At 72.3% G+C, this 13,729-nt stretch carries 11 protein-coding genes; 6 read left to right on the forward strand and 5 right to left on the reverse strand.

The features are described 5' to 3' along the window. Positions 1-168: 168 nt before the first annotated feature. Both ACIRRS_RS38065 and ACIRRS_RS38070 read right to left on the reverse strand, forming a co-directional pair. A complete protein-coding gene (locus tag ACIRRS_RS38065) occupies positions 169-921 on the reverse strand; it encodes a hypothetical protein (RefSeq protein ID WP_402981587.1) in 753 nt (250 codons plus the stop codon). Positions 922-947: 26 nt separating this feature from the next. Further along, a complete protein-coding gene (locus ACIRRS_RS38070) occupies positions 948-1,766 on the reverse strand; it encodes a hypothetical protein (protein ID WP_402981590.1) in 819 nt (272 codons plus the stop codon). A 187-nt stretch (positions 1,767-1,953) separates the two neighbouring features. Between ACIRRS_RS38070 and ACIRRS_RS38075 the strand changes: the two genes are divergently transcribed. Then, positions 1,954-4,593: a valine--tRNA ligase gene (locus tag ACIRRS_RS38075; RefSeq protein WP_402981593.1), complete on the forward strand. Its 2,640-nt coding sequence runs from the start codon at positions 1,954-1,956 to the stop codon at positions 4,591-4,593. A 319-nt stretch (positions 4,594-4,912) separates the two neighbouring features. After that, the gene (locus ACIRRS_RS38080; RefSeq protein ID WP_402981596.1) at positions 4,913-5,437 is read left to right on the forward strand and encodes a hypothetical protein; all 525 of its coding nucleotides are present in this window, start codon (positions 4,913-4,915) and stop codon (positions 5,435-5,437) included. A gap of 22 nt (positions 5,438-5,459) precedes the next feature. On the opposite strand, the gene ACIRRS_RS38085 is transcribed toward ACIRRS_RS38080, so the two are convergent. From ACIRRS_RS38085 to ACIRRS_RS38095, 3 genes are all read right to left on the reverse strand, one after another. Continuing rightward, a complete protein-coding gene (locus ACIRRS_RS38085) occupies positions 5,460-7,004 on the reverse strand; it encodes a chitinase (protein WP_402981599.1) in 1,545 nt (514 codons plus the stop codon). A gap of 167 nt (positions 7,005-7,171) precedes the next feature. Further along, positions 7,172-8,305 carry a non-hydrolyzing UDP-N-acetylglucosamine 2-epimerase gene (gene wecB / locus ACIRRS_RS38090; protein WP_402981614.1) on the reverse strand — a complete coding sequence of 378 codons (1,134 nt, stop codon included), beginning with the start codon at positions 8,303-8,305 and terminating at the stop codon, positions 7,172-7,174. A gap of 37 nt (positions 8,306-8,342) precedes the next feature. After that, positions 8,343-9,776, reverse strand: coding sequence for a glycosyltransferase (locus ACIRRS_RS38095; RefSeq protein WP_402981602.1), 1,434 nt, complete (start codon positions 9,774-9,776; stop codon positions 8,343-8,345). Between the two features lie 218 nt (positions 9,777-9,994). On the opposite strand from ACIRRS_RS38095, the gene ACIRRS_RS38100 reads away from it, so the two are divergent. From ACIRRS_RS38100 to ACIRRS_RS38115, 4 genes are all read left to right on the forward strand, one after another. Then, the gene (locus ACIRRS_RS38100; protein WP_402981605.1) at positions 9,995-11,386 is read left to right on the forward strand and encodes a bifunctional folylpolyglutamate synthase/dihydrofolate synthase; all 1,392 of its coding nucleotides are present in this window, start codon (positions 9,995-9,997) and stop codon (positions 11,384-11,386) included. Between the two features lies 1 nt (position 11,387). After that, positions 11,388-11,738: a DUF4233 domain-containing protein gene (locus ACIRRS_RS38105; protein WP_402981608.1), complete on the forward strand. Its 351-nt coding sequence runs from the start codon at positions 11,388-11,390 to the stop codon at positions 11,736-11,738. An 83-nt stretch (positions 11,739-11,821) separates the two neighbouring features. Continuing rightward, the gene (gene ndk, locus ACIRRS_RS38110) at positions 11,822-12,235 is read left to right on the forward strand and encodes a nucleoside-diphosphate kinase (protein WP_402981611.1); all 414 of its coding nucleotides are present in this window, start codon (positions 11,822-11,824) and stop codon (positions 12,233-12,235) included. Positions 12,236-12,546: 311 nt separating this feature from the next. Beyond that, a complete protein-coding gene (locus tag ACIRRS_RS38115; protein WP_031076009.1) occupies positions 12,547-13,572 on the forward strand; it encodes a rod shape-determining protein in 1,026 nt (341 codons plus the stop codon). Positions 13,573-13,729: the final 157 nt, after the last annotated feature.

Genomic DNA, 13,729 nt, shown 5'->3' on the forward strand with positions numbered 1-13,729 from the left:
GCCCGCGACACCCCCCCCGCGCCCCCCCCCCGCGCCCCGCGCGAACTAAACCGGGGGGCGCGGGGGGGGGGGGGGGGGGGGGGCCCCCGGCGGTTGTGGGGGGGGGGGGGGGCCCCCCCGGGGGGGGGGGGGGGCCCCCTCCCGTGTTCTCCTGCCGCCGGGCGGAGGTTACTTCGCGACCTCGGAGGTGGCGCGCAGGTCGCGGGTGTCCGCGGCGAGCTTGTTGATGTCCGGGGTGGCGTTGCCCTCCGGGTCCATCTTCATCACCATGACGAGGCTGCTGGTGTCGGCCCAGGCGCAGATGCCGATCTTGCTGTCGGCCTCGACGAGGGTGCCGCACTCCATGTCGCCGCCCTTGGGGCCGGCGTCCACGCTGTGGCGGTCCGAGATGGTCGAGCCCTTGGAGGCGACGCCGTTGAAGGCCTCGTCCAGCTGCTGCTTCGGGTTGAGGATCTTGCCGTAGGCGCCGGCCACGATCAGCTGCGGCTGGGACTGGGCGTCCTGGTACAGGCCGGCCACGCCGGTGGGCTGCCAGTTGCCGTCGCCCTTGCCGAGGCTGTCCGTCATCGCCTTCTCCATGGCGGCGGTGACGGGGGAGTCGTCGTTGCGCTTCATGTCCTTGAAGTCGGCCGGGAGGACGATCTTCTGGGTGCCGGCGCTGCTGACGACGTCGTAGGCGAAGTACGCCACGGCGCCGCCGCCCAGGACCACCACGGCGCCGACGGCGGCGAGGGTGATCCACAGGCCCTTGCGGGACTTCTTCTGCGGGGGCATCGGGGCGTACGCGCCGCCGTAGCCGGGGTAGGCCTCGCCGCCCGGGGCGCCGGGGTAGCCGGCCGGCGGCTGCTGGGCCGCGCCGTAACCCGGCTGGGCCGGGTAGCCCGGCTGCTGCGGGGCGCCGTAGGGGTTCTGGTCGGACACGCGAGTCCCTTTCTGGGATGACGGGATTACTTTGCGACCTTCATCAGGTCGCGGATCGCCCGGGTCTTTTCGGCGGCCTGCACGGGGGTGAGCCCCTGGGTGCCGCCGGCCATGAAGCTGACCCGGCCGAAGGTGGAGTGGTCGGCCCAGACGCAGACGATCGGGCCTGGCTTGCCGAGGGCGGTGGCGGCGCCGCAGGCGAGCCGCGCGGAGGAGGACCGGTCGTCCCGCGCGGGGAAGTCCGTCAGGGGCGTGGTCCAGGTGAGGGCGCCGGCGTTCTTGCGCGCCTCGTCCAGGACCTGGCCCGGGTCGTTGAGCTCGCCGTAGAGGCCGGCCACGACGATGTAGTCGGTCTTGTCGGAGCCGTGGTCGAAGGCGACGCCGAGGGTGTGGAGGTTCTTCCCGTACGCGGCCATCTCGGGCTTGCTGACATCGGTGGCGTCCTCCTTGACCAGGCCGCGGTCGTAGCCGTTGCCGATGGTCTGGGGCGCCACGAGCTTGTACGTGCCCGGCTTGTCGTCCCCGCCGCCGCCGAGGTACTTCCAGGCCGCGAACCCTCCGCCGCCGAGCACCAGGGCGCCGACGACCAGCGCGGCGACCAGTCCGCCCCGGCTCCTGCGGGGCGGCTGCGGGTAGCCCGGGTACCCGCCGTAGCCGGGCTGGGCCGGGTAGCCCGGCTGCTGCGGCGGGCCGTACGGGGGCTGCTGCTGCGGGTACCCGCCGTAGCCGGGCTGCGGGGCGCCGTACGGGGGGTGGGGCGGCTGGGGCTGCGGCGGGCCGTAGGGCGGCTGGGCCCCGTACGGCGGCTGACCGCCAGGCGGGTACTGCGGCTCCTGCCCGTACATGCTCGTGCCCCCCCGCCGCGCACGCGGCCTTCCGTTGGTTCGGAAACGCTCCGTACACTTCCCGATGATCGGATCAGTGCCCGGGCACGTTATCGCACGGGGACGACGCGGGAGCCGCCCGTACCGGGCTGAGGGCCGTACCGAAAGCGGTTCGTGACCCAGCCGCCCGTTACGTAAACTGTGCGTCGTGACCGACACGACGAACCAGCGCCCCGTGAGCACCTTTGCCGGGGACGATGCGGCAACCCTCCCGACGACCTACACCCCCGCGGACGTAGAGGGCGAGCTGTACGAGCGCTGGGTGGACCGTGGCTACTTCACCGCGGACGCGAAGAGCGACAAGCCCGCCTACACCATCGTCATCCCGCCGCCGAACGTCACCGGCGCCCTGCACCTGGGCCACGCCTTCCAGCACACGCTGATGGACGCGCTGACCCGCCGCAAGCGCATGCAGGGCTACGAGACGCTCTGGCTGCCGGGCATGGACCACGCCGGCATCGCGACGCAGAACAAGGTGGAGCAGCAGCTCGCCGAGTCCGGCCTGTCCCGCCACGACCTGGGCCGCGAGGCGTTCGTCGAGAAGGTCTGGGAGTGGAAGCGCAGCTACGGCGGCCGCATCCTCGGCCAGATGCGCCGCCTCGGCGACGGCGTGGACTGGTCGCGCGAGCGCTTCACCATGGACGAGGGCCTCTCCCAGGCCGTCCAGACCATCTTCAAGCGCCTCTTCGACGACGGCCTGATCTACCGCGCCGAGCGCATCATCAACTGGTGCCCGCGCTGCCTGACCGCGCTCTCCGACATCGAGGTGGAGCACGAGGACACCCCGGGCGAGCTGGTCTCGATCCGCTACGGCGAGGGCGAGGACTCGATCGTCGTCGCCACCACCCGCGCCGAGACGATGCTGGGCGACACGGCCGTCGCCGTCCACCCGGAGGACGAGCGCTACCGCCACCTCGTCGGCCGGACCATCAAGCTGCCGCTGACCGACCGTGAGATCCCGGTCGTCGCCGACGAGCACGTGGACCCGGAGTTCGGCACCGGCGCCGTCAAGGTGACCCCGGCGCACGACCCGAACGACTTCGCCATCGGCCAGCGCCACGACCTGCCCAACCTCACGGTCATGGACGAGCACGGCGCCATCACCGTGCACGGCCCCTTCCTCGGCATGGACCGGCTGGAGGCCCGCTCGGCCGTCGTCGGCGCGCTGCGCGAGCAGGGCCGCATCGTCGCCGAGAAGCGCCCGTACATGCACGCCGTCGGCCACTGCTCCCGCTGCCACACCGTGGTCGAGCCGCGGCTGTCGCTGCAGTGGTGGGTCAAGGTCGAGCCGCTGGCCAAGGCCGCCGGCGACGCGGTGCGCGACGGCAAGGTGGAGATCCACCCGAAGTCGCTGGAGCGCCGCTACTTCGACTGGGTCGACAACATGTACGACTGGTGCATCTCGCGCCAGCTCTGGTGGGGCCACCGGATCCCGGTCTGGTACGGCCCCGAGGGCGAGGTCGTCTGCGTCGGCCCCGACGAGCAGCCGCCGACGGGCGAGGGCTGGCACCAGGACCCGGACGTCCTGGACACCTGGTTCTCCTCCGGCCTGTGGCCGTTCTCCACGCTCGGCTGGCCGGAGAAGACCGCCGACCTCGAGAAGTTCTACCCGACCGACGTCCTGGTCACGGGCCACGACATCATCTTCTTCTGGGTCGCCCGGATGATGATGTTCGGCCTGTACGCGATGGACGGCGAGGCCCCGTTCAAGACCGTCGCCCTGACCGGCCTGGTGCGCGACGAGTTCGGCAAGAAGATGTCGAAGTCCTCCGGCACCGCCGTCGACCCGCTGGACTGGATGGACGCCTACGGCGCCGACGCCGTCCGCTTCACCCTGGCCCGCGGCGCCAACCCGGGCGCCGACGTGCCGATCGGCGAGGACTGGGTCAAGGGCTCGCGCAACTTCTGCAACAAGATCTGGAACGCGACCCGCTTCGCGCTGATGAACGGCGCCACCGTCGAGGGCCCGCTGCCCGCGTCGGAGGAGCTGACGGCGGCGGACCGCTGGATCCTGTCGCGGCTGAACGCCACCGTCGCCGAGGTGGACGCGCTCTACGACGGCTTCGAGTTCGCCAAGGTCTCGGACACGCTGTTCCACTTCGCCTGGGACGAGGTGTTCGACTGGTACGTCGAGCTCTCCAAGACCACCCTGGCCAAGGGCGGCCCGGCCGCCGACGCCTCCCGCCGGGTCCTCGGCGAGGTCCTGGACGTCACCCTGCGCCTGCTGCACCCGGTCGTCCCGTTCGTCACCGAGACCCTGTGGACCAGGCTCACCGGTGCCGAGTCGCTGGTCGTCGCCGAGTGGCCGGCGGACAGCGGCTTCCGCGACGCCGCGGCCGAGGCCGAGGTCGCCACGGTCCAGCAGGTGGTCACCGAGGTCCGACGCTTCCGCATCGACCAGGGCCTCCAGGACCGCCAGCGCGTCCCCGCCACCCTGGAGCTGGCCGGCACCTCGCTGGTCGACCACGAGGACGCCATCCGCTCGCTGCTGTGGCTGACGGCTGCCGAGGCGGGCTTCGAGGCCACCGCCTCGCTGCCGGTGGCCGGTGCCACCGTCGCCCTGGACCTCTCCGGCACCATCGACGTCGAGGCCGAGCGCAAGCGCCTGGCCAAGGACCTCGCGGCCGCCGAGAAGGAGAAGGCGCAGACCACCGCCAAGCTCGGCAACGAGGCCTTCCTGGCCAAGGCGCCGGACGAGGTCGTCGCCAAGATCCGGGGCCGTCAGGAGGCCGCCGAGGCCGACATCGCCCGGATCACGGCCCAGCTCGCGGCGCTGCCGAAGGGCTGATCCACGCCGGCCGTTCGGCCGTCCGGGTCCTTTTCGAGGGGCCGTTCTCCGCGACGCGCGGGGAGCGGCCCCTCGGTCGTTTCCCGGGCCGCGGTTTTCCGCTACGCCTAATAGAGCAGCAACATTGCTCCCTTCCGGCGAATATTCATCCTGGACCGGGTGAGGTCCTATTTCGCTCGAATCGATTCCGGTCTTGCCCGCGCGCGTTCGCGGAAGTTTGCAGGGCGGATGTGTACGGTGTGCACGGAGTTTCCGCGGAGGGTTTCCGCGGTGGGATTTCGCGGAGCGTTCTGCCGAGCGACGGACGGGAGGGCACGGCGTGGTGGTCACCGAGGAGTTGGTCGACGAACTGCCTGCCGAGGCGGTCGAGGAGGCCAAGGCCAGCGCGGCGACGCTGCTGCTCGCCTTCCGGCACGGGAACCAGCTCGCCTTCGACCACGAGCTGGACCGGCTGCTCGCCGAGCACGCGGCGCGCGAGGTGACCACCCTGCTCGCCTGGATCGCCGCCGAGGCCGTCCGCAAGGCGTACGCCCCCGAGGTCGGCGACAAGGTGCTGCGGGCGATGGCCCGCCGGGCCCCGGCCGACACCGTCGACGTCCTGGTGGACGAGGAGACGGCGCACGCCGCCCAGCTGATCGAGGCGGTGGAGGCCGGGGACGTGGCCGAGGTGCGCGGCCTGGTCGCGGCGACGGCGGACACCACCTACCTGCTCGGCGGGCTGCTGCAGGGGGTGGCGATGATGCTGCCGCTGCTGCCCGAGGGCGAACTGGCCGAGATCACCGCCGAGTTGCGCCGCCGCCACGGCGGCTGCGGGCAGGTGCCGGAGGCCCGGGCCGGGAACTGAGGCCCGGGCCCCCGGCGGGGCGTCACGGCATGGCGTGCAGGTGGCTGCCGATGGTGCCGGAGACCGGGTTCCCGGCGCTGGCGTCCCAGTTGGTGGACCAGGTCATCGCGCCGCCGATGCCCGGCCAGGTGGTGTCGGGCTTGTAGCTGCCGCAGTTGGTCCCGGAGGCCAGGCAGTCCAGCGCGGCGTTGACCACGCCCGGGCTGACGTAGCCGCCGCCGGCCGCGCTGGTGGAGGCCGGGACCCCGAGGCCCACCTGGTCGGGCCGCAGCCCGCCCTTGAGCTGGATGCAGGCCAGCCCGGTGAGGAAGTTCTCGGTGCTCTGCGAGTAGACGTTGCCGTCGCAGCCGTTCATGGCGCCCGAGTTGTAGTACTGCATGTTGACGATGGTGAGGATGTCCTTCACGTTCAGCGCCAGCTTGAAGTACTCCATGCCGGTCGACTGCATGTCGATGGTCTGCGGTGCCATGGTGAGGACGAACCCGCTGCCGGCCCTGGCCGCCAGGGCGTGCAGGGCCTGGCCCATGTAGGTGGAGCTGATCCCGTTCTCCAGGTCGATGTCGATCCCGTCGAAGCCGTAGGACTGGATCAGCGACCAGGCGCTGTCGGTGAAGGCGGCGGCGGAGGAGGAGTCGCCCACCCAGACGGTGCCGTTCTGGCCGCCGATGGAGAGCACGACCTTCTTCCCGGCGGCCTTCTTGGCGGCGATGTCGGCCTTGAATTGGGCGTCGGTGTAGCCGCCGAGCCGGGAGGAGAGCTTCGGGTCGAGGGTGAAGCTCAGGCCGCCGCGGGTGGCGGTGGCGTCGGCGAAGGCGACCGCGATGATGTCGTACGCGGCCGGGACGTCGCTGATCTTCTGGACGGCGGCGCCGTTGTCGAAGTTCTGCCAGTAGCCGGTGAGCAGGTGCTTGGGCAGCCCGGGCGGCTTGGTGGAGGTCGAGGTGGCGGTCGGGCTGGGGGAGCCGGTGCCCGTGCCGGTGGCGGTGGCGGTCGGGGACGGGCTCGCGGTGGTGGTGTTCGTCGCGGTCGGGCTGGGGGAGGGCTGGGTCCCGCCGGGGCCGAGCAGGGAGACGTCGTCGGCGAGGAAGGCGGGCTGCCCGTACCAGCCGTGCAGGTAGACGGTGATGCTGGTGGTGCTCGGGCCGGTGGTGAAGCTGGTGGTCAGCTGCGACCAGTTGGCGGAGGGCGTCCAGGTGCTCGGGTCGCCGCCGCCGGTGCCGCGGGCGCCGAGGTAGACGTAGCTGCCCTGCACCCAGGCGCTCAGGTTGTAGGTGGAGGACGGCTTCACGGCGACGGTCTGGGTGCACTCGCCGGTGTCGCCGCCGCTCGGGGTGGACTGCAGGGCGTACGTGCCGGTGTGCACGGAGGAGCTCTGGACGGCGCCCGCCGTACAGGTCCAGCTGCTCAGGTCGCCGGTCTCGAAGCCGCCGTTGGCGAGCAGTTCGCCGTCGGCGGCGTGTGCGCCGGTGCCGGCGACGGCGAGCCCGGCCAGGCCGATGACGAGCGCGCTCGCCCCGGCCAGCAGGGAGTGGACGGCGCGCGGGCGCCGGTGTCGGGCAGGAGGCATGACTCCATCTCCAGTGGGGGAGGCCCGGCGGCGTCCGTGTGGGGGTGGAGCGCCGTCCGGGGTGTCGATGGTGCGCGTGCGGGAGCTACCGACAACTCAAGTCCCCTCTGGGGAAGGAGACTTGCCTCACAAAATGGAGTAGACCAATTCTGCTGTCAAGAGGGCCGCTACGCGGCCTGCGGCAACGCCTGGCGCTGATCGGCGAGTTCGGCGGTCAGGGCGGCGATGCGGGCGGAGGCGAGGCCGTCCCCGTACGGGCTCGCAGTGGCGGCCAGGCGCGCCAGGCGCTCGGGGGTGTCGCCGAGCCACTCGCGGGCGAGCGCGCCCAGCTCCTCGCCGGGCCGCACCAGCGCGGCGAATCCGGCCGTCACCGCCTCGGGGCGCTCGGTGGAGCGGCGCACCACCAGCAGCGGGCGGCCGAGCACGGTGCACTCCTCCTGGACGCCGCCGGAGTCGGAGACCAGCAGGGCGGCGTGGCTCGCCAGGCCCAGGAAGTCGCCGTAGCCGACCGGGCCGGTGACGGCGATGCGCTCCAGCAGGCCCTCCAGCCCGAAGCGCTCGACGGCGGCCCGGGTGCGCGGGTGCATCGGGAACAGCACGGGGGTGCCGGCCCGGGCGATGCGGTCCAGCTCGGCGAGGACGGCGCCGAGGGCCTCGGCGGTGTCGGTGTTCTCCGGGCGGTGGACGGTGGCCAGCACGTACGCGTCGGGGGCGAGCCCGTGCGCGGCGAGCAGCGCGGCGCGGGTGGCCTCGTCGGGCAGCTGGCGGCGCACGACCTCGACGACGGTGTTGCCGGTGAGCTCGATGCGCTCGTCCGCCAGGGCCTCGGCGCGCAGGTTGGCGACGTTGTCGTCGGTGGCGGCGCAGAGCAGGTCGGAGACGTGGTCGACCATCACCCGGTTGTGCTCCTCGGGCATCGCGCGGTCGTGGCTGCGCAGCCCGGCCTCGACGTGCACCAGCGGGATCTCGCGGGCGTTGGCGGCCAGCGCGCCCGCGAGGGTGGCGTTGGTGTCGCCCTGGACGACGACGGCGACGGGGCGGTCCTCGGCGAAGGCGGCGTCGAGCTGGCCGAGGGACTGGGCGATCTGGCCGGCGCGGGGGCGCCCGCCGACCCCGGTGAGCAGCTCGGGCCGGGGCAGGTCGAGGTCGCGCAGGAAGCGGCCGGACATCGCCTCGTCCCAGTGCTGGCCGGTGTGGACGAGGCGGGTGGCGTCGCCGAGCTCGTGGATCAGCGGGGCGAGCTTGACCAGCTCGGGGCGGGTGCCGAGGACGACGGCGACGCTGGACGGGGGCAGGCACATGGACATGCGGCAACTCCGGGAGAGCGGTGGGGCGGGCTCAGGACTCGAGGGCGGTGGGGGCGCCGAGGGCGACCTTCTCGGCGTTGCGCCGGGTCTTGGCCCAGCCGTTGCGGCCGAGCAGCAGCCGGGCGGCGGCGCGGGTGGCGACGATGAACAGGTGGTAGGCGTACAGCCAGACCAGGACGCCCCAGAGCAGCGCGGTGAGCCGGCTGCGGTCGGGGTGGACGAGGCGGCGGTAGGCGAAGCCCCAGAACACCATCGGCAGGGTGGCCAGGGCGAGGAGGAGCAGCATCCAGGGCCCGAAGCGGAGCTGGAACTCGGCGGTCTCCTCGGGGAAGAGGACGAGCCCGGCGCCGGTGATCCCGAGCGAGACCGGCAGGAGCAGGACGAGCAGCACGCAGACCACGGGCTGGAGGAAGGTGTACACCACCTCGGCCTTGCCGGCCGCGGTGTAGTGCGGGGAGCGCAGCACCCGGCCGGTGTAGCGCAGGCACTGCATGTTGCCCTGGGCCCAGCGGGTGCGCTGGGTGAGGAAGCGGCGCAGCGAGATCAGGCCCTCCTGGGACACGTTGGTCTCGCTGACGTGGGTGAGCCGCCAGCCGGCCAGGCGCAGGTCGAGGCCGGACTCGTAGTCCTCCAGCAGGGCGCGCTCGGGCCAGGGGCGCCCGGCGCGGCCCTCCTCGGCGGTGAGGGAGTCGAGGGCGGTGAGCCGGACGAACTGGCCGTTGCCGCCGAGGCCGACGCTGCCGGTGCGCCGGCGCAGCAGCTGCATGCCGGTGTTGTTGGCCTGGAACTCGACGTCCTGCATCCGGACGAGGGCGCGGGCGAGGGCGTTGGCGGCGCGGCCCCGGCCGGGCAGCGGGAGCTCGTCGTCGGCGTTGCGCATCCGTACGCCGATCTGGACGGCGCCGGTGTCGGGGCGGGCGAGGGCCTTGGCGTTGCAGACCTGGGCGAGGGTGCCGGGGTCGAGCTGCCCGTCGGCGTCGACGACGCCGATGACGACGCGGGAGCGGTCGGCGCCCTCGGGCAGCCAGGCGGAGATCTCGCGGTAGGCGGCGTTGAGGGCGGCGCCCTTGCCGATCCGGGCGTGGGGGCGGCGGCGCTGGACGAGGTGGACGCGCGGGTCGTGCGCGGCGGCGGCGAGGACGAGGTCGCGGGTGGCGTCCTCGCTGTCGTCGTCGATCACCCACAGGTGGGCCTCGGGGGCGCCGGCGCGCAGGCCGTCCAGGGTCTGGACGACGACGGCCTCCTCGTCGCGGCAGGGGATGACCAGGTGCCACTGGAAGGCGGAGGGGTCGCCGGGTTCGGCGGGGGTGTTGTGCCGGAAGGCGTGGCGGGAGCCGGCCCAGTAGACGAGGAAGCGGCCGAAGACGAAGAGCATGTAGCCGACGAGCGCCAGTGAGATCAGTCCGGCGAACCAGACGATCGCGTCCTGGCGGAGCACGATCCATTCGTGCAGGGCGTCGGGCATGGGGCGGTGCTCCTCAAGATCAAAGGCTGATGACTCCTCAGGCTTGCGAATCGATGCTCCATTGCCGTTCAAACTCGCTAAATCAATAGTAAAGGGAACGAACTGCGGACTGAAGGTGAAGAACGGGCAAAGTGGCCGTTCTCACCCCGCCCCCGCCGTGCCCCCGCCCCGCCCGCACCCTGGCGGGACGGGCCGCCGCCGCTCCGTAGACTGGGGTCGTGAGCGACAAGGCCGACCCGAACCCCTATACCCTCCGCCCCGCGGAAGGGTCCCCCTCCGACGCCCTGCGCGACGTCGAGGTGGAACTCTCCAAGCGCTGGCCGGAGAACAAGCTGGAGCCCTCGCTCGACCGGATCGAGGCGCTGATGGACATCCTGGGCCAGCCCCAGCGGTCCTTCCCGTCCATCCACATCACCGGCACCAACGGCAAGACCTCCACCGCCCGGATGATCGAGCAGCTCCTCAACACCTTCGAGCTGCGCACCGGCCGCTACACCAGCCCCCACGTGGAGTCCGTCACCGAGCGGATAAGCCTGGACGGCGCCCCGATCACCCCCGAGCGCTTCGTCGAGGTCTACCGCGACATCGAGCCCTACGTGCAGATGGTCGACGCCGCCCAGCCGGTGGCGATGTCCTTCTTCGAGGTCCTCACCGGCATGGCCTACGCCGCCTTCGCCGACGCCCCGGTGGACGTCGCCGTGATCGAGGTCGGCATGGGCGGCTCCTGGGACGCCACCAACGTCATCGACGCCCCCGTCGCCGTGATCACCCCCATCGGGCTCGACCACACCGACAAGCTCGGCGAGACCACCGGCGAGATCGCCGTCGAGAAGTCCGGGATCGTCAAGAGCGGCTCCGTCGCCGTCGTCGCCCAGCAGCAGCTGGACGCCGCCCAGGTCATCCTGCGCCGCGCCGTCGAGGTCGACGCCACCGTCGCCCGCGAGGGCATGGAGTTCGGCGTCATCCGCCGCGAACTCGCGGTCGGCGGCCAGCTGATCACCCTGCGCGGCCTCGGCGGCGAGGAGTACGAGGACGTCTTCATCCCGCTGCACGGCGAGTACCAGGCGCAGAACGCGGCGCTCGCGCTGGCGGCCGTCGAGGCCTTCTTCGGCGTCGGCGGCGCCCGCGGCGGCAGGCTCGACGTGGACAAGGTCCGCCAGGGCTTCTCCGGCGTCTCCTCCCCGGGCCGCCTGGAGGTCGTGCGCCGCAGCCCCACCATCCTCCTGGACGCCGCGCACAACCCGCACGGCGCCCACGCCACCGTGGCCGCGCTCACCGAGTCCTTCGGCTTCACCCGCCTGGTCGGCGTGATCGGCACCTCCGGGGACAAGGACGTGGCCGGCGTGCTGGAGGCCTTCGAGCCGATCCTGGCCGAGGTCGTCATCACCCAGAACTCCACCCACCGCGCGATGGACGTGGACGCGCTCGCCGCCCTGGCCGTCGAGGTCTTCGGCGAGGACCGCGTGCAGGTCGAGCCCCGGCTCGACGACGCCATCGCCGCCGCCGTCGCCCTCGCCGAGGAGGAGGGCGACCTCGGTGGCGCCGGGGTGCTGGTCACCGGATCGGTCATCACGGTGGGCGAGGCCCGCCTGCTGCTCGGGAGGAAGTGACATGAGGACGCTCTGCTCCTCGACGCTCATCGGCGAGGCGCTGCTGGTGCTCTTCGCGGCCTGCGTCGCGATGCGGCTCTCCAGCGTCTCCACGGCGACGGTCTGGATCGTCAGCGGGATCGCCATGGCCCTGTGCCTGGCGCTCTGCGGCATGATCAACCGCCCCGGCGCCGTGCAGATCGGCTGGGCGCTGCAGATCGGCCTGATCGCCACCGGCTTCGTCCTGCCGACGATGTTCGGCCTCGGCGTGGTCTTCGCCGGCCTGTGGTGGTGCTCGGTGCACTACGGCCGCAAGGTCGACGCCTTCAAGGCCGCCCGCGCGGCCGCCGAGGCCGCTTCCACCCCCGCCTAGGGCCTGCAAGCCGACACGCCGTGTACGCAAGGTAACCTTCGCCCCGTACCCCCTAGCCGTACCGATTCCCGAGGAGACGCACCGTGTCCCAGCGCACTCTCGTCCTGCTCAAGCCCGACGCCGTCCGCCGTGGCCTGGCCGGCGAGATCATCAGCCGCATCGAGCGCAAGGCCGGCTGGCGCTTCGCTGCCGTCGAGCTGCGCACCTTCGACCGGGCGACGCTGGAGCAGCACTACGCCGAGCACGTCGGCCGTCCGTTCTACGAGCCGCTGCTGGAGTTCATGACCACCGGCCCGTCGATCGCGCTGATCGTCGAGGGCGAGGAGGTCGTGAAGGGCATCCGCATGCTCGCCGGGGCCACCAACCCGCTGGAGGCCGGCGCCGGCACCATCCGCGGCGACTACGCGACGATCACCCGCGAGAACCTGATCCACGCCTCCGACTCCCCGGAGTCCGCGGAGCGCGAGATCAAGATCTTCTTCCCGGCCCACGCCTGAGGCCGGGGCCCGAGGGCCGTAGGTCATGCCCCGGTCGGGACCATTGGCCCGGCCGGGGCATTCTTATCGGGAAATAGGCAACCGGGGGCGCCGACACGGCGTCCCAATCCTCGGAGATGCGATCACGCCCCGGACAATGGACGGTATGCCCCACGTCGACGTCCCCACCGCGCGGCGTGACTACGATGGACGCGACTCAAGGGCCCGGTAAGGCAGCTCAGCTGGTCTTTGCCCGAGCGCGGGCGCGCGCTTTCGTCCCCCCTCCATGAACTCCGAGCCCGGGAAGGCACCTACACCCCATGGCGAGCAACCTGTCGTTCATCGGACGAGACCTGGCGATCGACCTAGGAACTGCCAACACGCTGGTGTACGTCAGGGGCAAGGGCATCGTCCTCAACGAGCCGTCCGTGGTCGCGGTCAACACCAACACCGGCGGCATCCTGGCCGTCGGCGCCGAGGCCAAGAAGATGATCGGCCGCACGCCCGGCAACATCGTCGCCATCCGCCCGCTCAAGGACGGCGTGATCGCCGACTTCGAGATCACCGAGCGGATGCTGCGCTACTTCATCCTCAAGATCCACCGCCGCCGCTACCTCGCCCGCCCGCGCGTCGTGGTCTGCGTGCCCTCCGGCATCACCGGCGTCGAGCGCCGCGCCGTCATCGAGGCCTCCTCGCAGGCCGGCGCCCGCCAGGTCCACATCATCGAGGAGCCGATGGCCGCGGCGATCGGCGCGGGCCTGCCCGTCCACGAGGCCACCGGCAACATGGTCGTCGACATCGGCGGCGGCACCACCGAGGTCGCCGTGATCTCCCTCGGCGGCATCGTCACCGCCCAGTCCATCCGGGTCGCCGGGGACGAGCTGGACAACGCGATCGTCCAGCACATCAAGAAGGAGTACTCCCTCCTCCTGGGCGAGCGCAGCGCCGAGCAGATCAAGATGAGCATCGGCAGCGCCTTCGGCCTGGAGGGCGAGAAGGACGAGCACGCCGAGATCCGCGGCCGCGACCTCGTCAGCGGCCTGCCCAAGACCGTCGTGATCTCCGCCGCCGAGGTCCGCGAGGCCATCGACGAGCCGGTCAACTCGATCATCGACGCCGTCAAGACCACCCTCGACCAGTGCCCGCCCGAGCTCGCCGGCGACGTCATGGACCGGGGCATCGTCCTCACCGGCGGCGGCGCCCTGCTGCGCGGCCTGGACGAGCGGCTGCGCCGCGAGACCGGCATGCCGATCCACATCGCCGAGAACCCGCTCGACTCCGTCGCGCTCGGCTCCGGCAAGTGCGTCGAGGAGTTCGAGGCGCTCCAGCAGGTACTCGACGCCTCGCCGCGGCGTTAACCCGTACGCCGACACGTCCGACAGTCAACTGAACGGGCGGGCGCCCCGGCCCCCCCGCCCCCCGGGGCCCCCCCCCCCGCCGGGGGCGGCCCCCCCCCCGGGGGGCCCCCCGCCCGCCCCCCCGGCGGGGCCGGCGGCGGGGGGGGGGCGCCGGCGC

The sequence above is a fragment of the Kitasatospora sp. NPDC101183 genome, assembly GCF_044767945.1.
In the GTDB taxonomy this organism is placed as follows: Bacteria; Actinomycetota; Actinomycetes; order Streptomycetales; family Streptomycetaceae; genus Kitasatospora.

Coding starts and splice junctions, on each gene's coding strand:
- ACIRRS_RS38070 (WP_402981590.1), bottom strand. CDS start 1,766: ATGTACGGGCAGGAGCCGCAGTACCCGCCTGGCGGTCAGCCGCCGTAC.
- ACIRRS_RS38085 (WP_402981599.1), bottom strand. CDS start 7,004: ATGCCTCCTGCCCGACACCGGCGCCCGCGCGCCGTCCACTCCCTGCTG.
- wecB (WP_402981614.1), bottom strand. CDS start 8,305: ATGTGCCTGCCCCCGTCCAGCGTCGCCGTCGTCCTCGGCACCCGCCCC.
- ACIRRS_RS38095 (WP_402981602.1), bottom strand. CDS start 9,776: ATGCCCGACGCCCTGCACGAATGGATCGTGCTCCGCCAGGACGCGATC.
- ACIRRS_RS38105 (WP_402981608.1), top strand. CDS start 11,388: ATGAGGACGCTCTGCTCCTCGACGCTCATCGGCGAGGCGCTGCTGGTG.